At 49.9% G+C, this 25,426-nt stretch carries 15 protein-coding genes and 1 pseudogene; 7 read left to right on the top strand and 9 right to left on the bottom strand.

Translation table 11 applies throughout. The features are described from left to right. Positions 1-23: 23 nt before the first annotated feature. The 7 genes from BZG84_RS09810 to malT form a co-directional block, all read right to left on the bottom strand. Positions 24-248, bottom strand: coding sequence for an LPP leucine zipper domain-containing protein (locus tag BZG84_RS09810; RefSeq protein ID WP_077481026.1), 225 nt, complete (start codon positions 246-248; stop codon positions 24-26). Between the two features lie 185 nt (positions 249-433). After that, on the bottom strand, positions 434-910 hold the full coding sequence (locus BZG84_RS09805; RefSeq protein ID WP_077481024.1) for a copper chaperone PCu(A)C: 477 nt from the start codon (positions 908-910) through the stop codon (positions 434-436). Continuing rightward, positions 910-1,500, bottom strand: a complete 591-nt coding sequence (locus BZG84_RS09800; protein ID WP_077481022.1) for an SCO family protein — start codon at positions 1,498-1,500, stop codon at positions 910-912. Before BZG84_RS09800 ends, BZG84_RS09805 begins: the two co-directional genes overlap by 1 nt. After that, entirely contained in the window at positions 1,497-1,976 is a 480-nt protein-coding gene (locus BZG84_RS09795; RefSeq protein ID WP_077481020.1) for a hypothetical protein, read from the bottom strand. Before BZG84_RS09795 ends, BZG84_RS09800 begins: the two co-directional genes overlap by 4 nt. Before the next feature lie 3 nt (positions 1,977-1,979). After that, positions 1,980-2,909 carry a DUF368 domain-containing protein gene (locus tag BZG84_RS09790; RefSeq protein ID WP_077481018.1) on the bottom strand — a complete coding sequence of 310 codons (930 nt, stop codon included), beginning with the start codon at positions 2,907-2,909 and terminating at the stop codon, positions 1,980-1,982. 103 nt (positions 2,910-3,012) lie between these two features. Beyond that, positions 3,013-5,910 (bottom strand): pullulanase-type alpha-1,6-glucosidase, encoded by a 2,898-nt coding sequence (gene pulA / locus BZG84_RS09785; RefSeq protein WP_077481016.1) that lies wholly within the window; start codon positions 5,908-5,910, stop codon positions 3,013-3,015. A 192-nt stretch (positions 5,911-6,102) separates the two neighbouring features. After that, complete coding sequence (gene malT, locus BZG84_RS09780; RefSeq protein ID WP_077481014.1) at positions 6,103-8,811, bottom strand: HTH-type transcriptional regulator MalT; 2,709 nt, start codon at positions 8,809-8,811, stop codon at positions 6,103-6,105. A 494-nt stretch (positions 8,812-9,305) separates the two neighbouring features. Here malT and BZG84_RS09775 point away from each other — a divergent pair, with 494 nt between their 5' ends. The 3 genes and pseudogenes from BZG84_RS09775 to glgB all read left to right on the top strand — a co-directional run. Continuing rightward, positions 9,306-11,756: a glycogen/starch/alpha-glucan phosphorylase gene (locus BZG84_RS09775; RefSeq protein ID WP_077481036.1), complete on the top strand. Its 2,451-nt coding sequence runs from the start codon at positions 9,306-9,308 to the stop codon at positions 11,754-11,756. Between the two features lie 114 nt (positions 11,757-11,870). Continuing rightward, the gene (gene malQ, locus BZG84_RS09770) at positions 11,871-14,060 is read left to right on the top strand and encodes a 4-alpha-glucanotransferase (RefSeq protein WP_077678160.1); all 2,190 of its coding nucleotides are present in this window, start codon (positions 11,871-11,873) and stop codon (positions 14,058-14,060) included. 168 nt (positions 14,061-14,228) lie between these two features. Next, positions 14,229-16,082, top strand: a pseudogene (gene glgB / locus BZG84_RS09765) (1,4-alpha-glucan branching protein GlgB); the annotation flags it as partial. Positions 16,083-16,264: 182 nt separating this feature from the next. Here the strand turns inward: glgB and malK are convergent. After that, entirely contained in the window at positions 16,265-17,407 is a 1,143-nt protein-coding gene (malK, locus tag BZG84_RS09760; protein WP_077481604.1) for a maltose/maltodextrin ABC transporter ATP-binding protein MalK, read from the bottom strand. 511 nt (positions 17,408-17,918) lie between these two features. Here malK and malE point away from each other — a divergent pair. The 3 genes from malE (at position 17,919) to malG (ending at position 21,639) form a co-directional block, all read left to right on the top strand. Then, positions 17,919-19,100 carry a maltose/maltodextrin ABC transporter substrate-binding protein MalE gene (gene malE, locus BZG84_RS09755; RefSeq protein ID WP_077481602.1) on the top strand — a complete coding sequence of 394 codons (1,182 nt, stop codon included), beginning with the start codon at positions 17,919-17,921 and terminating at the stop codon, positions 19,098-19,100. A 63-nt stretch (positions 19,101-19,163) separates the two neighbouring features. Beyond that, on the top strand, positions 19,164-20,738 hold the full coding sequence (gene malF, locus BZG84_RS09750; RefSeq protein WP_077481600.1) for a maltose ABC transporter permease MalF: 1,575 nt from the start codon (positions 19,164-19,166) through the stop codon (positions 20,736-20,738). A gap of 10 nt (positions 20,739-20,748) precedes the next feature. Further along, complete coding sequence (gene malG / locus BZG84_RS09745) at positions 20,749-21,639, top strand: maltose ABC transporter permease MalG (RefSeq protein WP_077457378.1); 891 nt, start codon at positions 20,749-20,751, stop codon at positions 21,637-21,639. A 104-nt stretch (positions 21,640-21,743) separates the two neighbouring features. On the opposite strand, the gene glgX is transcribed toward malG, so the two are convergent. Then, positions 21,744-23,705, bottom strand: a complete 1,962-nt coding sequence (glgX, locus tag BZG84_RS09740; protein WP_158011480.1) for a glycogen debranching protein GlgX — start codon at positions 23,703-23,705, stop codon at positions 21,744-21,746. A 410-nt stretch (positions 23,706-24,115) separates the two neighbouring features. Between glgX and lamB the strand changes: the two genes are divergently transcribed. Further along, entirely contained in the window at positions 24,116-25,309 is a 1,194-nt protein-coding gene (gene lamB / locus BZG84_RS09735) for a maltoporin LamB (RefSeq protein ID WP_077479966.1), read from the top strand. Positions 25,310-25,426 lie beyond the last annotated feature (117 nt).

Here is a 25,426-nt window from a genome sequence, read left to right as displayed (position 1 = left end):
GTTTTTATCTTTTCAGAATTGCCTTATTTGGTATAAGACTGTGCCATGTTATCAATGCGTTCGTTAGCGCGTTTTGCTTCGTCGTGCGCCATTTGAGAGTCATTTTTCATCATGGAAACGTCGTTAGACAGCGCATCGACTTTCGCGGATAAATCATCAACACTTTGTTGTAGTGCCGTGTTGCTGGTACAGCCGACGAGCAATACAGTTGAAGCTATTGCTGCTAGCGCCATTGGACGGATTTTCATAGAGAACCTCGCTATTGTTGTTGGAGATAGCAATCACGTCAAAAGGGTCACGCGCAAGCGCGACTAACTTTTACCATAGACGGTGATAGGAGATTTTGCTGCTGAATCCTCAACTTGGCGGCCATACCTTGACACACTTAACATTTAACGCGCTGTGTGACTCGTCCATTAAGACGTGTTAAACGCTATTGGTGGTGATGATTTCCTTCATCGTTGTGGTGCTGCATGCCTCCCATGACAGATTTCACTGGAATTTGCTTGGTCAGTGAATGGCCATCAGCAGTGGTTAGGGTGAGGGAAATCTGTTCGCCCACTTTCAGAGGCTTCACCAAGTCGAACAACATAACATGCAGGCCGCCCGGCTGAAGGACAACTTGTTCGCCGCTGGGCACCAGAATTTGTGGGATTTGACGCATTTTCATCATGCCATCTGCCATGGCGTGTTCGTGTAGCTCCACGCGTTTTGCCGCAGGAGTTTGGGCACTAACAACACGTTTAAGCACATCACTTTGATTGTCTAACACCATAAAGGCGGCACTGTTAGGAGCGCCCGGTGCACTGGCGCGCGCGTAGGCATCATGGATAAAAAATTCACCATGAGCATGGCTGAAAGATGCAGTGAAAAGTGCAATGGCTGAGATAAAAAGGCGAAAAAACGACATTATGGTTCCTTATTGGTGTCAGTCACTCGAGAAATAGCGGCGGTGATCATTTGAGGGTTCAAGGTGTGGGGCACCTTTGCTAAAAGCTCACCGTTGGGAGAAAGAAAATAAAAGTATGAGCTATGGTCAACGGCATAATCCATGGCGGAGTCTTCAAGCTCGGTAATTTGATACAAAACGCCGTATCGCTTCGCCAGTTGATCAATTTGTTCGTTACTGCCACTCACACCTGTGATGGCCGGATGAAAGAAATGGGCATATTCGGCCGCTTTTTCACTGGTATCCCGTTTTGGATCCAGCGTAATAAAGACAGGTGACACCGCATCTTGTGTCGATTGCGGCAGTGACTTGAGTGCCGCTGATAACACCGCCAGCGAGGTAGGGCACACATCTGGGCAGTGTGTATAGCCAAAATAAACAATGCGGGGCCGAGGATCGGCTTCATTGAAAAGGTTGAAGGGTTGCCCATCTGATTGTAAGGCGCCAGCCTGTGCTTGCTGTTGCTTCACTTGATAACTGTCATAGTATGCGCGTGCGCCTAACCCTAAACAAACCGCAAATAATGCCACTAGCCATGCTTTCTTGCTCATGGTCGCTCCATGGTCACTTTGATCGGAAATTGTGTTTGACCCTGATCTGGCACCGTAATGGTTCCTGCCCACGTCATGGTCTGCTCAGTACATACCGGAAGCATCAAATCGCCGCGATAGTGCGTTTCGTCGACTTGATTCAGCACTAAGCGATATTCTCCCATGTTCATCTCAACACCTTTTAGCTTAACTAACAGGGTTTTGCTATTGAGAGGTTGTGATGTTGTGAAGGTCAGCGTGTTAGCGTGCATGGGGTGGACGGTCGGGTCCGATAAACTGGCTTGATAGCCTTGATAATGGCAGGTTTGTTGGTTTAATGAGCAATAGTTAAGAGAGGCCGTGGAGCCTCCCTCAATCCAATCGGCAAGGGTGTTTAGCCATGTTGGTGCGCTGAATGCGAGCGCAAATACTGCGACGATGCCTGCAATCGTCAGCAGGCGATGACCGCTACGTGAGTCGGTGAGAGAAGAGTCCATGATTTAGTCCTGACTGGGGGCAAAGCGCTCCAACAGCAATACCAACACAAAGCCCGCTATCATGGCAATCACCGCAAGGCCAACTTGTGCCGGATGTCCCACCACGGCCTCGTAGGCGCCGGGCAAGAGGTTATCTTGCACCAGAGGCACTTGTTCACCGGATGAATTCGTGCGCCACGTGAGGGTATGTTTCCAAGGCCAAATCTTACCCAAGGTGCCTAGCATCAGGCCGGTCAGAAACGCGAGGGTCAGCGCATAATAGCGGCGTAGCAGCCATGACAATAGGTGCGAAAACGTCAGTAAGCCGGTTACCGCGCCAACAGCGAATAATCCCAATAAGCCAAATTGCGCTTGATGAACCGCACTCAAAATAGGGCTGTACATGCCAAGTAAAAGCAAAATAAAGCTGCCGGAGATACCGGGCAGGATCATAGCGCATATGGCAATCGCGCCGGAGAGAAACACCGTCGCCGGGCTTGCGGTCAAATGAAGTGGGCTGGCGACGGTAATCCAATAAGCAAACCCAATCCCTAGCGCACCGGCGATAAGGGTTTTAACGGTGAACTTAGGCGTTGGTAATTGCTTGGCCATGTGAAAGGCCGAGGCAATGATAAGGCCAAAGAAAAACGACCAAAGCGGAATGGGATGATGAGTGAGCATCCAACTGATCCCTTTTGCCAAACTGGCAATGCTGGTCAGAATGCCGGCCAAGAGTACACAAAGAAAGGTACCGTTAACATGTTGCCAGACCGCCTTGAAACCTTCCTTGCGCCATAGTGTAAAAAGGCGCGGCGTGATACGCCGAATACTCTCAAGCAACTGCGTGTAGATACCGGTAATAAATGCGATCGTACCGCCAGAGACACCAGGAACCACATCCGCAGCGCCCATCGCCATGCCTTTGAGGTAAGTTGAGACCAGGTTCTTGATCATAATGCTATTCATCGATAAAAGCTGAGACGCGCATTATACCGACATTCACCCTGTGGGGTAGGGGGAATTATAAAAGGGGGAGCAGCACTCCCCCAAATGATGGTTAAGGTTGATGAGGTTTCTCGAATACGGCGACGGACCACGCGGGTACAGTGAGTTTGCCGTTGGTTACGTGAGCCGCCTGTTGGTTATAAGCGATCGAGCTGTTGCCCGCATTGGTTTGTAAGCTGTGAAGCTGATAGCCGGTGGCGTCGATGTTGGCAAAGTCATTGACCGCCGTGCCCGAGGCATTGATCGCGACGATAATCCCGTCACGCGTTGCATCAATCGAGCTGTCGTGCAGACTGCCACTGTTATCAAGAAGCATCACAATTAGCCCTGGGATTTGTGAGGCGCCGGTGTTGTGAAAACTGACACGTTGATTAATCACGCTGCCTTGGCCTAAGTGGAACAGCCCTGACGACGCACGCAGCGCCACCAGCTCATTAAAGTAGCTGTCCATGTTGCTGATTGCCTGTGGTGTTGGTTTGGCCTCGCTGTTGTGGTTGGCAATCACGGTTTCAATCATCGGCCAGTTGTAGCCGTCTTTATCTTCACGCGGCAGCCCTTGGTCCCACTGCGTAGTTTGTTGGGTAAAATCGACGCGGTTATACCAATCGCCCGAGTCATACGAGTCACGCTGCATGGATTTTGAACGAAGCAGTTCGCTGCCCATGTGAACAAAAGGCACCCCTTGTCCCAGCAGTGCAGTGGAGAGTGACACGGCTTGGGCGCGGACGCGTGTCGCGAGCGGCATGGCGTAAGGGAATTTGTATTGATTGTTATCCCACAAGGTTTGGTTGTCGTGCTTGGAGACATAGTTTTGAACCTCCCAAGCATCTTGCGCGTAGCCAGCCGGTTGACCGTTGTAATCGACCTCGTCACCGCGCACGACATCACCATTGGCAATTTGTAACTGAAAATCTTTTAAGTTACCCGCCATACCCAAACGAACTAGGTCGGCATTATGCAGGGCACCGGCTCTTTCCTCGCTGTTTTGCTGTTGCAAATCATTGGGGGCGACCCATTGACCATTACCAAAGCCTTGGTTTTTGCGCAGGTACTCGCCGCCATCGAACGGACCGCCGCCGCGAACCGCATCTCGAAGTCGGTCAGAGAATGAGCCAATACCGCTGCCTGCAAGGTTTGCTTGGGTGGCTTGGACAAACTGGCGATCGTTGGCGACTTCACCGAAGTTCCAACCTTCACCATAGAAATACACATCTGGGTTGATGGCGCGGGCAACGGCAAGTGTGTGCTCGATCTGGGCTAGCGGATGATGCCCCATCAAATCCCAACGGAAGGCATCGATTTTGTAGTCTTTCACCCAAGTGGCAATCGAGTCATCGATCAGCTTGGCAAACATGCGATGCTCAGGCGCGGTGTTTGAGCAGCAAGTGGATTGCTCAACGTCCCCAGTGACGGGGTTAAGGCGCTGATAATACCAAGGCACGACTTTATCCAGCACAGAATAGGGCCCTAAGCCTGCTTGGTGGGTGTGGTTGTAGACCACGTCCATCACTACATTCATGCCGATATCTTGTTTGATGGCCATGATCATTTTACGAAACTCGAGGATTCGCGCGGTGCCTTCAGGTTCGGTGGCATAACTGCCTTCAGGCACAGTGTAATGGAAAGGATCGTAACCCCAGTTAAAGCTGTCGTACTGACGCATCGCCGCCATTACCGTTTGCACATAGGGGGTGTCAGCGCTGTCTTGGGTGGCTAAATCCGTTAAGGCCGCTTGGATGGTTTGATTGTTGTCGCACTCACTGGCCAGCCTTGGGGTCTCTTTCAGTGAGGGGACTTTGTCACATAGCGTGGAGAAGTGGTCGGTGACATCGATACGCTGCGCGGCGTCTTCGTTGATGGAGGCAATATCAAACACGGGGAGCAGGTGCAAGTGAGTAACCCCAGATTGCGCGAGCGCGGTTAAGTGTTTGACCGGCTCAGTGGTGTTTTGGGTAAAAGCAAGGTACTTACCGCGCAGATTTTGGGGAGTGGATTGATCGAGCGCGGAAAAATCACGCACGTGCGCCTCATAAATCACGCTGTTGGCGGGATTTTGCTGCGAGTGAGGCGCACTCAGCGTATCCCAGCCACTGGGTTTAAGCGCGGGTGCATTCAGATCGACCACCTGTGAATAGCTGGAGTTGGTCGACAAGCTATGTGAGTAAGGGTCCGTAACTTCGAGACGTTCGACACGGTGTGTGGCTGGGTGATAGACCGACAGTTGATAACGGTAATAGTCGCCATGATTCAGCGCCGTGGTGGCAACATGCCAGCTTCCTGACTCGGCGTCGAAGTCCATTTTAATGGGCGTTAGGCGCTGTTTGGGCGCGTTTTGTTCGGTCGCCGATTGATAGGGCACCAGCGAAACTTGCTGTGCGGTAGGGGCCCAAAGACGAAATTCAGTGTGTCCAGCGTCAGGGATGGCACCAAAGTTAAGTTTTTCGGCGTGTTCTGCGTACAAGGCATCAAGCGCGCGGGCCGGTTGCACATCGGTTGCGGTTAATACGGTATCACCGTCTTTGGCGATAGCGAGAAGCTGCCCTTTAAGCCATTGCTTCAGCGCAATATCAGCGTCAACAAAGTCAAAATCGAACCCTTTGACGTTACCTTGCAAATGGGGAAACGATGTCTGCCAATGATCGCTAGTCGCAAGGGTAGATTCGACACTCGCGGTGGCGTTTTCCACCTGTTGTGTGTCCGGGTTATAGCGCATCGTGCCATCCGCGGAGTAATACAAGGTGAGTGAGGTGGCGTTGGTTTGATGAGTGAGCAGGGTATCGGCGTCAGCAAATAGCACACTAGCATCGCTAGTGCCCGCATCACGAACACTGGCGGTTGGGTTTGTATCGACCTTAGGATTATCGTCATTTAACGGACAGCCTGTTAATACAATCGCCGAGGCAATCGTAAAAGGCAGTGCAAGAGGATGTTTGTTTAACGGATGATTCATCAGCTTGACCTTTACGTTTTGTAGGGAGGCCAAGCTTACTGAAAGGTGAACTGTACCAACTGTGATCGCGTTATAAATCAACTGATGAATAAGAAAATATTTCAATAATTCAATAACGTATCACGAAAGGTAGGCGGAGAATAATCAGCGTCTACGCCCTTAGCAAACAGCCAAAGGCGTAGGCTTCACCCGTTAACTTCCCATCAGTTGCAGTAGATTTTCTGCGGTGACAATCGCTTCTTTGCGGTTTGCAATATTCAGCTTTTGGTAAAGGTTACGGATATGGGTTTTGATGGTGGTGCCAGCGACATCGAGCTCTTGAGCAATTTGTTCATTGCTCAAGCCCGAATAAATGAGCCCAAGGACTTGCCACTCGCGTTGCGTGAGCGAGCTGGTGCGTACCAACTCGGGGACGTTGGGGTGTTTCACTAATTTTTCGACGAAATCCTCATCAAAGTGAACTGCGCGGCTGCGCTGATGACTGGCAATTTCTTTCAGCAGTTGCTGAGCGCGATGACGCTCTAATGCACCGAGTGCTTGCTGTTGAAGCAATTGGTGCAGTAAGGGCGCAATAGCCTCGCCTTCGATTAAGAAGTTACCCACCATGCCGGTCTGGTTGGTTAGCGTGAGCGCCTCTTGCAGTAAGGTTTTCGCATATTCTTCTTCCTGCTCGCGGCTGGCGAGTACGGCTTCCACAATCAGGTTGCGGTTTTTATCCGTGACTAGGCATGCGCGATCGGCTTCTTTACGTAAGAAGGCCAACGCCTCGCGGGCTTTGTCATGATGTCCCAGTTGTAAGTACGCACGGGCAATATTTCGCCATTGCAGTTGGCAAAAATGGTTGCAGGCAGTGTCGGGACGCACGGCTTGATGGAGCCATTCATCGATATTGGTGAGCTCATGTTTGGCTTGCCAGTATAAGAGCAGTGACAGCGAGGCATTGGCAGTCCAGTCCACGTGGTAAACCGATTCACGAAGAAGATGTTCAATATGGTCGATGTACTTTGACGCTTTATCGAGCTCACCACGGCTAATCGCGACGCGAGCCAGCATGGAATAACTGTGCAAGTGTTTGCTCGGCGGCTGCGTTTCCAGCACGCGAAGTCCTTTATGTGCACACACTTCGGCTTCATCCAATCGGTGCCAGCACCACAGAATTTGTGCCCGCAAGCGCAGCGCAAATTCATGTAAGGGAACTTGATGAAGCTGCTGATCTTCAATCAATTTATCAGCGCTATCCAACAATTCGAATGCGGCTTGCACGTAGCCTTGCGCGAGCAAAATTTCGCTTTGTTGTAAAATCGCCCATAACGCTTGGTGATACACTTGATGCTGGCGCGCGAGCTTCTCGGTTTGCTGCATCATTGACAGGGCGCGATCAAGTTGCCCAACCACATGATTTACTTCCCCCACAACGGATGTGGCGACAATGCGACCGCGATAGTTCGCGCTATCGAGTTGGCTAAGTGCCAGCTCGGCCAGCGCCATTGCTTGGTCAGGATCGTTGCGATTGATGGCAACTTGGGCCAGTAACGCGTTGGCATTTCCCTGATAATCAATATCAAGCGTGATATTACGTTCTTGGTAGGCTTGCTCTGCTTCTGCGAGAAGTTCGCCGACTTCATGATATCTGTGTTGACTCTGCGCTAACCACGCGCGTAGCAGACCTAAGTTGGGGTAAGTGAACAGCAACTGATTGCTGATTTGGCCGATAGCCGCTTCGAGGGTCGAGAGCTCACCACGATTAAACATACGCCAACCGTGCTGATTGAGGATATCGGCCATCAAGGTATCGTCTTCGGCGTAGCGGGCGTGGCGCAATGCTTGATGAGGTGTATTCAGCTTTAGCCAAGCCAGTGCTGCCTGCTGGTTTAAGTGTTGCTGCTGTTGAGGGATCCGTGCTTGACGCTCATGGGCGAGAAACTCTGCGAATAAATGGTGGAAGCGGAACCAGTTATTGTCTCCTTCCAACGGATAGATGAATAAGCCGTAGCGGTTGAGCGATTCGAGCATGCCGAGCGCGTCTTCGCGCTCGGTAAGCGCAAAGACCAGCTCGTCATTAAACATTTCCAGTACGGAAACTTGCATTAAAAACTGACGGGTTTCACTGTCCAGCAGATCAAACACTTCTTCGACTAAATAATCCCACAGGTGGGCATGGTTAAAACTGGCGCATGAGGCAGCGCTTTGCATCAGAGTCCGTTTTTGATGCTGAGCCTGAATCGCAATTAACTGTAGGGCAGATGGCCAGCCTTCGACGTAGGCACAGAGGGTGCTCGCGGTGGTTTCGTCGACACCATCGGCGACACGTTGATTAAAAAAGCGAGTGGTCTCTTCATTATCGAACGCAAGCAGTTCATTGCCGATCTCGATCATTAGGTCGCGAACCCGCAAATTTGCTGTCCCTAGCGGCGGATTCGCGCGCGAGGTCACCACCAAAGTCAGGCTATCGGGCATGTGCTTAATAAAAAAGCGCATTGCTTCATGGATGTCTTCATTGTCGATCAATTGGTAGTCATCCAATACCAGATAACAGGTGGACTGTAACCCAGCCAGCTCAGCGAAAACATCGGAGAGCAGCGCACGCAGGGATGAAAATTGACGCTTTTCTGCCAGTTTAACGGTATTGGGGCACCCATCATGGGTCGCTTTATTTAATGCTTGCAACAAGTAGTTGATAAAGCGGAAGCTGTCGTTGTCGCTGTCATCAATGCTGAACCAGCCGACATGGGTTTGATCGGAGAGCCATTGCGCGGCCATGGTGGTTTTACCGTAACCTGCCGGCGAGCGGAACAATACCAATTTGTAATGCGGCGCTTGTTGGAGGATATCCAATACGCGCGGGCGCAAGATGGCATTGTAGAGACGGCCGGGACGGGTAAGTTTTGACGGGATCCACATAGCGAGAAGGTCCTTTACAGCGAGTGCGGCTTTGCCGCGTTTATCCTTGTACGCAAGTGTATGTAACTGGTCTGTCACAAACTATGATCCAGCGCTGATAATTGTGCAGTTGCTCTATTTTGGTGCAGCTACGCCTTTCAATTGTGATTAAAGTCACTAATTTTATTGGTTCGGATACAGTATATGGAAGCTGTTACACGCCAGAGACGATGAATGACCCCACAATTTGCGTTAGCGCACAAAATTAACAAAAGGGATTGTTCTTTTTTCACAGCCGTATTTTGGTCAGTGTTCCCTCAAATTGTGATTTTTATCACCTCAATATCACGAAATTCCTCCATTGATGAGAGCAAGCTCACTCACAGCTTGTGATGTGGCTCTCTACGCCCTGACAACTCCTCCTTTCCTCCTCCTGTCTCGGGAGGATGTTTGCATCGACAGGCTTGGGCAGGATGACTGTCATCGAGATTTTCTTCCATTACGAGAGCGATGACATGACGCCTAAACAGCAACACGCATTTGATAAAAGCGCTTTTAAAGCCAGTATGACCCAGCATTTGACGCAGCTTGGTCGCACCCCTGAAACCGCAGAGATGCGCGATTGGTATCTCGCCTTAGGCCGCGCGCTGGCCGAACACACCACCAGTGACTTGGTTGCAACAGAAAACGATTTAGCCATCAAACAAGCGAAGAGTGTGAACTACTTATCCTTGGAGTTTTTGATTGGCCGTTTAACCGGCAACAACCTGATCAGCATGGGGCTTTACGATGAAATTGCGGCTGTGGTCAGCGAGTTTGGATTTGGCCTGACCGATTTGCTTGAGCAAGAGCGCGATCCTTCGCTGGGTAATGGTGGTTTGGGCCGCTTGGCCGCGTGTTTTATGGACTCGCTGGCAGCCCAACAGTATCCAGCGGTCGGCTATGGCTTGCACTATGAGTATGGCCTGTTCCGTCAATCATTTAAAGATGGCGCCCAACAAGAAGCACCGGATGCGTGGCGTGAGCCGGAAGGCTACCCGTGGGAAGTGGTTCGTCCTGACCTTGCCCAAACGGTTGGCTTTTATGGCCATGTGGCGGTGATTGAAGAAAACGGCCACACGCGCCGTGAATGGGTTCCTAGCCTTCATATTCAAGCGATGCCTTGGGATCTGCCTATCGTGGGCTATCAAAGCAATACGGTTTATCCACTTCGCTTATGGGAAGGTCGAGCACTGACGCCATTTGCGCTCGATGCCTTTAATGATGGTGACTATACCCGTGCGCAACAAGCCGCAATTGATGCAGGCAACCTGACCAAAGTGCTTTACCCGAACGATAATCATGATGCGGGTAAAACGTTGCGTTTGATGCAGCAATACTTCCACAGTGCGGCCTCTGTTGGGGATATTCTTCGTCGCCATTTAGATGCTGGCCACCCACTGGCTGCCCTTCCAGATTATGAAACCATTCAGTTGAATGATACTCACCCGACTATCGCCATTCCTGAGCTGATGCGTGTGTTGTTGGATGAGCACCACTTGAGCTGGGATGATGCTTGGTCTATCTCCAGCCAGACGTTTGCTTACACCAACCATACCTTACTTCCAGAAGCGCTGGAGACATGGAGCGAGTCGTTAATGGCGCACTTGCTGCCGCGTCATATGGAAATCATTTTTGAAATCAACCACCGCTTCTTGCAAGACGTTGCTGCGAAATGGCCGGGCGATGTCCGCAAACAGCAAGTGCTGTCTGTGATTGACGATCAGGGCGAGCGCATGGTGCGCATGGCCAACCTCTGTGTGATTGGCTCGTACGCAGTTAATGGCGTGGCGGCGTTGCACTCTGAGTTGGTAAAACGCGATCTCTTCCCTGAATTTGATGCGCTTTATCCGGGCCGTATCCAAAACGTGACCAACGGGATCACGCCACGTCGTTGGTTGAAGTTCTGTAACCCGGATCTTTCCGCGCTGATCAGTGAAAAAATTGGTGATCAATGGCCAGCTCATCTCGAGCAACTGGAGCAAATTGCCCAGTATGCTGATGACAAAGCGTTCCAAAAAGCCTTTATGGCAGTGAAAAAGCGCAATAAGCAGCGTCTTGCCGATTGGGTAAAAACCCATCTAGATATCACGCTAAGCACTGACGCTATCTTTGATGTCCAAATCAAACGTCTTCATGAGTACAAGCGTCAACATCTGAACTTGTTGCATGTGATTTCGCTGTATCACCGCCTGATCCACGAGCCGAATTTCGACATGACGCCTCGTGTGGTGTTCTTTGCTGCTAAAGCCGCGCCGGGCTATGCGCTCGCCAAATCGATCATTTTTGCGATTAATAAGGTGGCGGAGACGATCAATAACGATCCACGGGTTGGTGACAAGCTTAAAGTGGTCTTTATCCCTGACTACCGAGTCAGCATGGCTGAAATCATTATTCCTGCCGCCGATGTGTCCGAACAAATTTCGATGGCCGGCAAAGAAGCGTCGGGCACGGGCAACATGAAGATGGCGCTTAACGGTGCATTGACTATCGGCACCATGGATGGCGCAAACGTGGAAATTCGCGAAGAAGTGGGTGATGACAATATCTATATCTTCGGCCTCGACGTGGAAGGCGTGAATGCATTGCGTGAGAAAGGCTATCACCCTGATCACGAATACCATCAGCAGCCGCTGCTAAAAGCGTCGCTTGATAGTCTGTTGGATGACACCTTCACGCCGGGACACCCAGGATTACTCCGTCCGGTATTCGATAGTGTGATGGCCAGTGGCGACCCGTACTTGTGTTTGGCGGATTTTGCCGACTATGTGCGTGCCCATAATCAAATTGATAGCGATTATCGTGACTCAACGCTGTGGGCACATAAAGCAATTTTGAACACCGCGCTGGTGGGCAAATTTAGCTCTGACCGCTCAATTAGAGACTATGTGGCTAACATTTGGCAACTGAAAGCGGTAAAACGCTAAGCCTTTGATACCAAGCTGACATGCTAAATGGGTGGCACGGCATAGGGTGCCACCCACAATAACAATAACTGCAATGGCCGATAAAAGAAGGGGGCGGACCCCTCGGAGAATGCGATGAAACAACCTGCACTTAAAACAGTCGCACAAATGGCAAATTTAGCCGACCGCTACATCAGTGCCTGGGGCACTGAAGCCTCTGTGCCTGACAGCACCTTATACGATTTGTTGACGTCACTTGGCTATGACACCCGTAACGATGAAACGCTACTGGCCTCAGCAGAGAAAAAACACAAAGAAGGCGTCTTGTCGCCAGTTCAAGTCATTCGCGACGATGAACCCCTTGAGGTTGCGTTGCACTTAGGCACTAGTGCCAGAGAGAGTGACTTTAGCTGGCGCATCGATACCGAGCAAGGTGAGTGCTTTGAAGGCTATCTACAATCCCAAATTGTGCGTGATGAACGTCGTGAAGGTGGGCCTCTAGTCTTTAATTTGCCCTGCACCTTGCCTTGGGGATACCACCGTTTATCGGTAATGAGAAAACGCCGCAAAACCCCCTATGAAATGACGTTAATTGTGGCACCCGCGCGTTGCTACATGCAGCCTGAACTCGACCAACACAAAAAAATGTGGGGGCCGAGTATTCAACTTTATACGCTGCGTACCCCGCATAACTGGGGGATTGGTGATTTTGGCGATCTCAAGCAGTTGGTCAGTGATCTGGCATCGCGTGGCGCAGATTTTGTGGGACTTAACCCCATTCATGCGCTGTTTCCTGCCAATCCAGAAGCAGCCAGCCCCTATAGCCCGTCGTCACGTCGTTGGTTGAACTTACTCTATATCGATGTCAGTGCCGTGTCGGAGTTTGCATTAAGTGCCAAGGCTCAGCAGTTGGTGGGCAGTGCTGACTTTCAGCGTCGTTTGCAGGCCGTGCGCGAAACGCATTGGGTCGATTACAGCGGAGTAGCGGCACTGAAGATGGCCGTTTTACCCTTGCTTTTCGAGGAGTTTAAACAGCGACACCTGACCCAAGACACAGCCCGCGGCCGTGCCTTTCTCGACTTTGTTGAGCAAGGCGGCGATAGCTTGAAGCAACAAGCGACCTTTGATGCATTGCATCAGTATTTGCGCGCGGATGATGACAGCATTTGGGGCTGGCCAGTCTTCCCGGAAAAATATCGACGCTACGAAAGTGCGGCGACCCAGGCTTTTGTTGAGCAACACCAAGACAGTGTCCACTTGTATATGTATTTACAATGGATTGCACAAGGGCAGATTGAAGAAGCACAGCGTCTGGCTGAAGAAAAAGGCATGGCGATGGGTTTGTATCGCGATTTGGCGGTTGGGGTGTCTGATGCGGGCAGCGAAACGTGGTCCGATCATTCGCCATTGGTGCTGGATGCGAGTATCGGTGCGCCACCGGATGTGCTGGGGCCATTAGGTCAAAACTGGGGACTGCCGCCGTTTGACCCACATGCGTTGAAAGAAACCGGCTATGAAGCATTTATCGAGCTGCTACGCGCAAACATGCAACACTGCGGCGCACTGCGCATCGATCATGTGTTGGGTTTGCTTCGTTTGTGGTGGATTCCGAAAGGGAAAAATGCCACTGAAGGCGCGTACCTTTATTATCCCGTTAAAGACATGCTTGCGATTTTGGCACTCGAGTCGCACCGTCATCAGTGCAGTGTAATTGGTGAAGATCTTGGGACGGTTCCCGATGAAATTGTCGATTTACTGCGTGATGCGGGGGTGCATTCTTACAAGGTCTTTTTCTTTGAAACCTCGAAAGACGATGGTGGCTTTATTTCCCCTGCCCATTATGCGGAGCAAGCAATGGCTACCTTGTGTACCCATGATATGCCAACCATCCGAGGTTTTTGGCATTGCGACGATTTGAAAATGGGACAAGAGTTGGGGCTGTATCCGGACGAGTCACAGTTGCAAGCCTTGTTTGATGGCCGTTTAAAAGCCAAACAAGGCATTCTCGACAGTGTGCGTTGGCATGGCATGTTGCCCGAAGGGGTCGGTGATGACGCGCGTTATGTGCCAATGGACGGTTATCTGAGCCGAGCGTTGCAGCTGCATGTAGCGGCAGGACAGTCTGCGTTGTTGAGTGTGCAACTGGAAGATTGGTTAGAAATGGACAAGCCAGTCAATATTCCGGGGACGGTCGATGAATATCCTAACTGGCGTCGTAAGCTTTCGGTGAACCTTGATGCCTTATTTAGCAAAGAGGAAGTGAACCAACTGGCGCGTGATTTAACCCGCGTTCGACAGCACGCCAGCCGTCAGTCGGTCGCATGATTCACGATCTATAACCACGATGCCACGTTTTAACGCTCTATCCTCGGTGACAGCCAACACCTCAGGGGTAGGGCGTTTTTTGATAAGGAGACAACCGTGCCAGACACCATCAATCCTAAGCCGCATGGCGCCATCGCTGCGGACGACTATGCGCTTAATGCTGCGCATCTATCCGACCCTCATCAGGCCTATCATCAGATGGGGGCCAAGCTAATGACACTTCCGGTTAACGGTACGCCCATCAAAGGCGTCCGTTTTCTGGTTTATGCCCCAAACGCGCGCTCTGTCAGTGTCATTGGTGATTGGAACCATTGGCAGTCAGAGGTTGATCCACTGACGCGACTCGATGACGGCTACTGGGTCGGCTTTGTGCCTAGCTTGGGTGCGGATTGTCGCTACAAGTACGCGCTTACCGGGCCCGATGGGCATTCACTGCCTCACAAGGCGGATCCGTTCGGTGCTTATGCAGAGCAATACCCTTCGTTTGCGTCGTTAACCTACGACCATCACGCTTACCAATGGCAAGATGAAGCTTGGCAGACGCGGCCTGTCACTGCTAAGCATCAACAAGCCTTATCTTTCTATGAGTTACACATCGGCTCTTGGCAGCATGACGAGACGGGAAACCCGCTGGGCTATCGTGAGTTGGCAGCGCGATTGGTGCCTTATTTGGTCGAAATGGGGTATACCCATGTCGAGTTGATGCCGGTCAGTGAGCATCCATTTTATGGCTCGTGGGGCTATCAGCCGGTTGGCTTGTTTGCACCGACGAGTCGTTATGGCTCGCCGGATGACTTTAAGTATTTTGTTGATCAGTGCCACCAAGCAGGGATTGGCGTGATCTTGGACTGGGTGCCTGGGCATTTTCCGAGTGACGATCATGGCTTAGCCTATTTCGACGGCACGCCGCTTTATCATGACCCCGATCCGCGCCGTGGGTGGCATAACGATTGGCAATGCCATATCTATGACATGGGTAAAGAACATGTCCGTCGTTTCCTGGTCAGCAACGCGTTGTATTGGCTAGATTATTTCCATATTGATGGGTTGCGCGTCGATGCGGTGGCATCGATGCTTTATCTCGATTACTCGCGTTCTCACGATCAATGGCTACCGAACCCCGATGGGGGGCGCGAAAACTATGATGCGATTGCGACCTTGAAATGGGTGAATGAAGCCATTTATCAACGTTTCCCTAATGCGATGACGATTGCCGAAGAGTCTACCGCTTTTCCCGGTGTGTCTGCGCCTACCTACTTAGGCGGACTGGGGTTTGGTTTTAAGTGGAACATGGGCTGGATGCATGACAGCTTGAGCTATATTCGCGAAGAAACCATCCATCGCCAATATCATCACGACACGCTGACCTTTCCGTTGGTATACGCCTTCAGTGAAAACTATGTACTCTCGCTTTCGCATGACGAAGTGGTGTACGGCAAAGGCGCTTTACTCAACAAAATGCCGGGAGATGAGTGGCAGCAAACGGCAAATTTACGCGCATATTTGGGGTACATGTACGGTCAGCCCGGGAAAAAGCTCAACTTTATGGGCTCGGAAATTGGTCAAACCGCTGAGTGGGATCATGATGGTCAACTGGAGTGGCACTGGTTGGAATATCCACGTCATCAGGGTGTTCAGTCGCTGGTGAAGGCCCTCAATCACTTGTATACCTCAACGCCTGCGCTTTATCGTCTCGATTGCGATCCGGCTGGATTTGAGTGGCGCTTACAAGATGCCCATGCGTTGAGCGTGATTGCCCATGAGCGGATCAGCGATGATGGGGAGCGTGTGCTGGTGGTCAGTAACTTTACACCGGTACCGCGTGACTCGTTTATCTTGGGGATGCCCCATGCCGGACATTATTCTCTACTGCTGAATACCGATGATGCGGCATTCTGGGGGAGCGGGTATCCATTGCCCGCGGAGATCGATACGCAAAACACTGCAGCTCACGGACAAGCACAATCGTTATCACTGACGTTACCGCCATTAGCGACCGTGTTCTATCGGTGGGAGGGGTGATAGATCGTCAGTATCGTTAATTAATTGATCTAAAGCTAAAGCGCCCTGAGAGGCGCTTTTTTTGAGCCTGCTGAGCGCGCTTGTCAATCGCGATTGTTTTCCTGTCGCAAGGAGAGGGTCTTTGGCAGTCAGCGGGATCAAAAAGGCCGCTAAGAGAGCGGCCCTTGGTGAGGAGGGTATGATTAGGCGACTTGCTCCGCCTCGTCATCAAAAATTACCCCGTTTTCACGGTGCAGGCGTTTACAGGCACGGCCATCGCTGTGGAACAAATGGCAACGGTGGGCAGGAATACCAATCGCGTATTTGTCTCCGGCTTCGATTTCAACCGTATCCAGCTGACGGTAAATGACATCGGCATCGGCACTGTCGAGGCTAATATAAATTTGTGTCTCGTTACCGAGCTTCTCGACGATAGTGGCTTCGCCTTGAATCACAGCATCACCATCCTTCGCCGCCAGCAAATGCTCTGGACGAATGCCGAGTGACATGCGATCGCCTCGTGTCACTGTGGTGCCATCGACGGGGATCCAGAATGAGGTGCCATTGCTCATTTGCACTTTAACGCGTTCGGCTTCGACATCATCAATAAACACGCTCATAAAATTCATTTTAGGTGAGCCGATAAAGCCAGCGACAAAGCGGTTTTTAGGATAATGGTAGAGCTCGAGTGGTCGGCCAACTTGTGCGACTCGTCCTTCATCCAAGACCACGATTTTATCGGCCATGGTCATGGCTTCGATTTGATCGTGGGTGACATAAATCATGGTACAGCCCAGCTGACGCTGGAGCTTGGTGATTTGCGCGCGCATTTGTACCCGCAATGCGGCATCAAGGTTAGAAAGCGGTTCATCCAACAAGAACACTTTCGGTTGTGAAACCAGAGTACGGCCGATAGCCACGCGCTGACGTTGTCCACCCGACAGTGATTTCGGTTGTCTATCCAGCAAGTGACCAAGCTGAAGGATCTCTGCCGCGTGATGGACGCGTTGGTCTATTTCTGCTTTGTTGGCTTTGGCTAATTTCAGACCGAATGACATATTGTCATACAGGTTAAGATGGGGATATAACGCGTAAGATTGGAAGACCATCCCCACCCCGCGCTTGGATGGCTCAACATCATTAATCCGTTGGTCATCGATATATAAATCACCTGAGGTAATATCCTCTAAGCCTGCAACGCAGCGCAATAATGTGGATTTACCGCAACCGGAAGGTCCGACAAAGACGACAAACTCACCGTCTTTAATCTCTAGGTCAACGTTCTTAGAAATCATTACATCGTCGTCATACGCTTTACAAACGTTTTTAAACGTGACACTTGCCATGTCGCTCGCCCTCAATCGCTTTTCATTAATTCGGCTTAATACGCATTATAGGTGTTTGCGTTATTTCATCGCACGTCACTTAAGACCTAAATAACCGTTAACCTATTTGTTGAACAGATAACGGGTTAAAGCTTAAGCATATCGTGTGATTGCTCACCAATGCTTTTTTGATGGTATTCAGTTTGGGCGAATCACGGCAGTCATACATCCTCCTAAGCAGAATTATTACAGGGGGAGTAGACGGGGAGGAGGATGAACTCCTCCCCAAATTAATTTGAGGGCGTACGTCACAAAATTCTCAGACAATTAGTTGAACTTGATCACGTTAGGTTTATTTTTGTGAGCCGCATCATTGGCGGCGAGCGATATGGATCACGAATTCGCTCGCAGTGGCGTAGGGCGTAGAGGACGGGATGATGAGGAATCGCGGTGAATTAACCATGATAGACCGTGAAATACAGCTCATCCGCCAAGGAATCGTGCTACACCTCAGTAGAAGAAGGATAGAAAGATGAAGAAATCACTCAGTGCTGTTGCCCTCGGTACCCTTATTGCTCTCGGCTCATTTGGGGCTCAGGCGAGTATCGAAGAAGGCCAGCTCACCATTTGGATTAACGGTGACAAAGGCTATAACGGACTTGCTGAAGTTGGAAAACGTTTTGAACAAGACACGGGTATTCCGGTAACTGTGGCTCACCCTGATGGCTTGCAAGATAAATTCCCACAAACAGCGTCAACCGGTGATGGTCCAGACATCGTGTTTTGGGCGCATGACCGTTTCGGTGGCTATGCCGAGTCGGGCCTATTGGCTGAAATTAAACCCTCTGCGCGTTTGAAAGACGGGATGGTTGATTTTGCATGGGACGCGGTGAAATACAAAGGCAAGTACGTGGGTTACCCCATTGCCGTGGAATCTCTATCACTGATTTACAACAAAGATTTGGTTCCTACACCGCCTAAAACCTGGGAAGAAGTGGCGAAGCTGAACAGTAAGCTCAGTGAGCAAGGTAAAACCGCTATCATGTGGAATCTGAAAGAACCTTACTTCACTTGGCCATTGATGGCGGCTGATGGTGGGTATGCCTTTAAACAAACGGCCACAGGTTATGATGTCAAAGATGTCGGCATTAATAAGCAAGGTGTTCACGACGCACTGGGCTTTATTAAGCACATGGTAAAAGATGGCGTGATTTCGTCTGATATGGATTATTCCGTTTCTGAATCGTCGTTCAACCAAGGTGATACGGCAATGACCATCAATGGCCCATGGTCGTGGGGTAATATCGAGAAATCCGGTATTAACTATGGTGTGACAACATTACCGACCTTCCAAGGCGAAGCGTCTAAGCCGTTCGTTGGTGTGCTCAGCGCCGGCATTAGCACCGCATCACCGAATAAAGATCTCGCGGTTGAGTTCCTCGAAAACTATGTGCTGACCAATGACGGCCTATCTACTATCAATGCCGATAAACCCTTAGGGGCGGTTGCGCTGAATTCTTATCAAGCTGAATTGGCGAAAGACAGCCGTATTGCAGCGACGATGGAGAATGCGAAGCATGGTGAGGTGATGCCGAACATTCCGCAAATGACCGCATTTTGGGGCGCTGCGAAAAACGCCGTTGTTAATGTGGTTGGCGATCGTCAATCCATCGACGATGCGCTTAACGACGCAGAAAAACAAATGCTGAAATAAGCTCTATCTGCGGGGAGGGCAGCCTCCCCGCACAGTTCCCGAACAATGTGAGTAGCGTTCCTTATGCAGTCAGTTCAAGGTTCTCCAGCTATGACAACGTCAGGCTCTTTCTTGCCAAGTAGCTCAAAAGCGTTCATTAAATGGGCGTTGTTGGCGACTGTGGCGATCATCAATGGTTACGCCACCATACTTATGTATTCGCGTGGTGAAACTGCGTTTGCAATGCTAACTGTGGTGCTAACCGCGCTAGCGTTATACATTTTTGGTAATAAGAAGATGTATGCTCAGCGATATATCTATCCGGGTATTGCTGGGATGATCCTCTTTATCATTTTCCCCTTGGTGTATACCGTGGGCCTCTCCCTTACCAACTATAGTGCTAAAAATCAGCTGTCTTTCGAGCGCGCGCAATCGGTATTACTTGAGCGTACTTTTCAAAGTGGGCAGAGCTATCCGTTTGCTTTGTATCAAACTCCATCAGGTACCCGTTTAGTGATTGATAAAGCGGGTGAGCGTTTTGCGACCGCGCCGTTTGATATGGCGTCGATGTCGAACGAAACGTTAGCGCTTTCGCCGGTAGAAAGTCTGTCGGGTGAAAAAGCGACGCTACGCGATGTGATCAAAAACCGCGATACCTTGAGTCAGGTGGATGTTCAGTTCCCGAATGGCGATACCATTCGGATGAGTGGGCTGCGTAAGTTTGCTGCAGAACAACCGCTGTATACTTTACAAGATGATAGCCGCACACTGATTAACAATAAAACTGGCGATACGTTGAAGCCAAATGATGAAATTGGTTTTTATCAACCGATTGATGAGGCCGGTCAGTTTATCGGTGATACGGTGGCACCGGGTTACGTGGTGCAAATTGGTACGGACAACTTCGAGCGTGTTTGGACCGATGACGGGATAAAAGAACCGTTTATTGGAATCTTCATTTGGACGATTGTTTTCTCGCTATTAACGGTGGTGTTTACGTTAATTATTGGGCTTATTCTCGCCAATGTCGTTCAGTGGGAAGAACTAAAAGGCCGTGCAATTTACCGCGTGTTATTAATTCTACCTTATGCGGTGCCTGCATTTATTTCTATTCTTATTTTCCGAGGGTTATTCAACCAAAGTTTTGGTGAGATAAATATGGTGCTTGAAGCCTTATTTGGCATCAGTCCCAATTGGTTTGATGACCCGTTCCTCGCACGTGTGATGGTAGTGTTGGTGAATACCTGGCTAGGTTTCCCTTACATGATGATCTTGTGTATGGGTTTATTAAAAGCCATACCGGATGATCTTTATGAAGCTTCCGCTATCGATGGCGCTAACTTCATTCAAAACTTTACGCGGATTACGTTGCCGCTGATGATCAAGCCTCTAATGCCGTTGCTCATCGCCAGTTTTGCCTTCAACTTCAATAACTTCGTAATGATTATGCTGTTGACAGAAGGTGGTCCGAACATGATTGGTACTACCGAGCCGGCGGGTTATACCGACTTGCTGGTCAGCTATACCTATCGGATTGCATTCGAAGGTGGCGGTGGCCAAGACTTCGGTCTCGCCAGTGCAGTCGCAACATTGATCTTCTTGCTGGTGGGTGCGCTCGCCTTGATTAACCTGCGTCTTACCAAAGTGACAGAAAGCTAAGGAGTCTCTCATGGCTATGGTTCAAGGAAAATCATTAAAGTATCGAGTGTGGGCGACGCATATAGGTCTGTGCTGCTTCCTCTCGCTGATTATCTTCCCCTTGTTGATGATCATCGCAATTTCGTTCCGAGAAGGTAACTTTGCGACCGGGAGCTTGATTCCCGACAACCCTTCTCTTGAGCATTGGAAGCTGGCACTCGGCTTCCCTGTCACCAACCCTGATGGCTCGGTGACACCACCGCCATTTCCGGTTCTACTATGGCTGTGGAATTCGGTGAAAGTCGCTGGCGTGACGTCACTTTTGATTGTTGCGTTATCAACGACGTCAGCCTATGCCTTCGCTCGGATGCGTTTTAAAGGCAAGGAAACCATTTTGAAAGCGATGATGATTTTTCAAATGTTTCCTGCAGTACTGGCATTGGTGGCGATTTACGCACTCTTCGACAAGTTGGGTAACTACATTCCGTTTTTAGGGCTCAATACCCACGGCGGTTTGATCTTTGCGTATCTCGGCGGTATTGCCCTGCATGTGTGGACCATCAAAGGTTATTTTGAAAGCATTGATGGTTCTTTGGAGGAAGCGGCTGCATTGGATGGTGCGACGCCATGGCAAGCGTTCCGTATGGTATTGCTGCCATTGTCAGTGCCGATTCTTGCCGTGGTCTTCATCTTGTCGTTTATCTTCGCGGTAGGTGAAGTGCCAGTTGCTTCTTTGCTGTTGTCTGATGTGGATTCATATACGCTCGCTGTCGGCATGCAACAGTATTTGTATCCACAAAACTATTTATGGGGCGATTTCGCCGCGGCAGCTGTCTTATCGGCTTTCCCAATCACCGCGGTATTCTTACTTGCACAACGTTGGTTAGTCGGTGGCTTGACCGCCGGTGGCGTGAAAGGCTAACGCGGCAAAGTCAGTCAATGACCCAGAACAAAGGCAACCTTGATGAGGTTGCCTTTTTTATGCGAATACTGTTTACGCGAATAGTTTTTATGTGGGTCACGCGGTTAAGCGTGATTGGTGAGTATGCTGAGGCTTTTGCCCGCCAGTGTGAATGATGATGTGACAGTTCGCGTGGCGGTATCGGCCTCTTCGGTGGTACACACTGTTTGCCATGGCTTGTCGTCGGGGAGGCAAAAAGATAGCGGCTGATCGCTGACGTTGAAGCAATAGAGTAACTGATCGCCCGCATGGCGATGATGTTGACCGATTTCGATATGGCAGACAACGGCGTGCAAGTTTGGCCAATCATTCGGTTGAATTGCGTTACCGTCGGGGTGTCGCCAACGAATACGGTTTTGATGGCGCTTTCGGCCGCTAAATGCATCGATAAACGCGGGCATAACCGCTTGGCGACGTTTGATCATGGTGGATAGCCAATTAGCCCAAGGCATTGACGATTCGAGGTTACCCCAGTTCAACCAACTGATCGGATTGTCCTGGCAATACGCGTTGTTGTTACCCTGTTGGGAGTGATCCAGTAAGTCCGCCGTCAGGAGGTGAGGGACGCCAAAGGCAAAGAGGACACTGGCGATAAGGTTGCGCTTTTGTCGCTCGCGCACCGCAATAATAGACGGATCCTGCGTTGGGCCCTCGATACCATAGTTAGCCGAACGATTGTCACCATGTCCATCACGATTATTTTCACCGTTGGCGTGATTATGACGCTGGGCGTAACTGACGACATCTTGCAGAGTGAATCCATCGTGATAGGTCAGGTAATTGACTGATAAGTGATCGGGCCAATGTGCGGCACTGAATCGATCGCGCGAGCCCATTAATCGCGTCGCAAAATCTTGCAGACTATGTTTTTCACCGCGCCATAGACTACGGGTAGTATCCCGAATTTTGTCGTTACACTCCGACCAATTGGAAGGGAATTGCCCCAATTGATAGCCATTTGGACCTATATCCCAAGGCTCTGCGATAAGTTTAACTTGAGAGAGCACAGGATCCTGTGCCAATGCGGTAAAAAACGCAGCGTGTGGGTTGAACTGTTCACCTTCTCGGCCCAGTGTCGCGGCCAGATCAAAGCGAAAGCCGTCAATTTGGTAGTGAGTGACCCACAGACGCAAGCTGTCTAACACCGCGGAAATCGCGGCAGGATGGCGCATATCTAGGGTATTGCCGCAGCCAGTGTAATTGACGAGTTGATGTTTATCATGCAAATACATGGCGTGATCTAACGCTTTGAAATGCAAGATAGGCCCGCCATCTCCCCCTTCTGCCGTATGATTGAATACCACATCCAGGATGACTTCAATATCGTGTCGGTGCAGCTCTCGAATGGCGGTTTTAAGCTCAGTCACTGCATCATGGTGCGCGTAACGAGGATCGGGTGCCATCCATAAGTAGGGATTGTAGCCCCAATAATTGGTCTTTTGCTGGCTCAATAAATGTGGTTCAGGTAAACAAGCAGCAATCGGCAAAAGTTGAATGCAATTAATCTGATTGTCCTGATAGAAGCGCAGCATGTCGGGCGCTATTAAGCCGAGATAACGTCCACGCTCGTGCGCTTCAACATTGGGATGCAGCTGCGTGAGCCCCTTAACGTGTGTTTCGAAAATGACGGTTTCGCTCATTGTGTGTGCAGGGCGTGAAACTTCCTGCCAATCAAATTGATGATCGACGACTTGGCATCGCGCCAAACTGTAGCTTTGATTGGGCGTATACGGTGGCTGATATTGCACTGGGCCGACAACGGCTTGCGCATAGGGGTCGGCAATGCACCATGCTTGTCCATTAATAAGGACTTCATAGCTATAAGTATCGCCTGCTTTCACGTGCGGAACATACGCGGTCCAATAGCCCAGCTTGTATTCTTGCATATGAATACGGGTAGGTTGGTGACCACGTTGCCAAAGCAGTAGGGTGACAGCGTCACGATCCGGTGCATATAAGCTAAAGCGGCAGCCTTGATCGCATAATTGAGCGCCTAAGGTATAAGGCGCCGGATGGCAGAGAGACATAAACAACACCATCTAATTAAGAAGAAACGCTATTACACCTCCCTCACAGAATAAATTCAATCTAGGCTCACAGTTCTTAATATCTATTCTGCTGTAATTAACTTTCTTGTTAATAGAGGAGAAACTGTTAATGGTGATCTATATGGCGTTTTGTAGGGGTCTATTGAGAAAGTAAATAACGTTTTACGCCGTGTTTTAGTGATATAGATCGACTAAATTACATTCTTTCCTCTTACTCCTCCTTAAGGCTCCTCCCCCCATATTTTCCGTTACGGATGACGCGCAAAAAAAATGGGAAGCATAGGATGTTTCTAACACAAAAAAGGGCAACGCCCATGCATGATGTGCTCACTTTCCTACTGCCGGTGATCTCATGATGCAGTTTAACAACCATCCTAATGGAGTAAGGTATGAGAAAAGTAAGTTTAATTGCGGCGGCTGTCGCAGCTACTGTCACTGCCACCTCAGCGTTCGCTGTTGATTTTAATGGTTATGCTCGTGCGGGTGCTGCGATCGGTGGTGATGGTGCGGGTGATAGTGCTTTTGAAAAGAATAAAGTTGGTCGTTTGGGTAATGAAGACGACAACTATTACGAGTTCGGTTTTTCAGAAGAACTTCAAACGGGTGAGCAATCATGGAAACTGGAATCTATGATTGCCTCCAGCGATAAAGGCCAAAGTGGTTGGGAAAGTAGCGAAATAAACGTCGCGCAATTTAATGTCCAAGCCAAAGGTGTGATTGCATCCGACCCTGAAGCCGTTATTTGGGCGGGTAAGCGCTATTATCAGCGTAAAGATATCCATATTACTGACTTCTATTTCTTGAACACCTCAGGTACCGGTGGTGGTATTGAAAATATTTCACTGGGCGATCAAAAACTTTCTCTAGCATTTCTTCAAGATGGTGGGGACGATGAGGGCGATAACAAGCCTGCTTCTACAGGCTACATTTTTGATGCACGTTTAGCTAATATCGGCTTGTGGGAAGACGCGAGTCTAGAGCTCGCTGCGGCCTATAACTTTGCAACAGAGAAGGATGGCCGAACCGAAGCAGCTGATGATGGTATTATGCTTACCGGTATTGTGCATCAAAATATGGACAATGGTTTCAACCAAACAATCTTGCAATATGGTTCTGCAGGATACGGTGATCAGATTGCTGGCTTTGGTTCTGGTGCATGGTACAGCCGCGGCTCCGATGATAAAAACGATGCGAAAGGCTACCGTATTATCAACTGGGGTGTGATGAATGTTGGGTCATCGATGGAACTCGGACATCAGCTCTCTTATCATAATGGCTCGGACTTAACAGATGGTGAGGGCGACTCTGATATGTTCACCGCTGTTGTGCGTCCTGTTTATAAGTGGAACGACACGATGCGCACTATCGGTGAGGTCGGCTTCTTTGATGGAGAAAATCAAGGAACAGACCAAGGAGGCCACAAGTTTACTTTAGCTCAAGCATGGGCAATGGGTGACAGCTTCTGGTCGCGTCCTGAGATTCGCTTCTACGGTACGTATATTACGGATGAAGAAGGAGATACGTTTGGTGACAAAGGTGACTCAGAGTTCGTAACTGGTGTGCAATTGGAAGCTTGGTGGTAAGTCTTTTTTTAAACTGTCTTTTTTCATAGCCGACAATTGTCGGCTATTTTTTTTAGGTGTTTTATATGAATAAGAAAGTGTTATTTATTTCTGGGCTATTATTACTTAGTGGGTGCT

The organism is Salinivibrio sp. PR932 (assembly GCF_001996125.1).
GTDB classification, from domain to species: Bacteria; Pseudomonadota; Gammaproteobacteria; order Enterobacterales; family Vibrionaceae; genus Salinivibrio; species Salinivibrio proteolyticus.
This window is presented reverse-complemented; position numbering and strand designations above follow the sequence as displayed.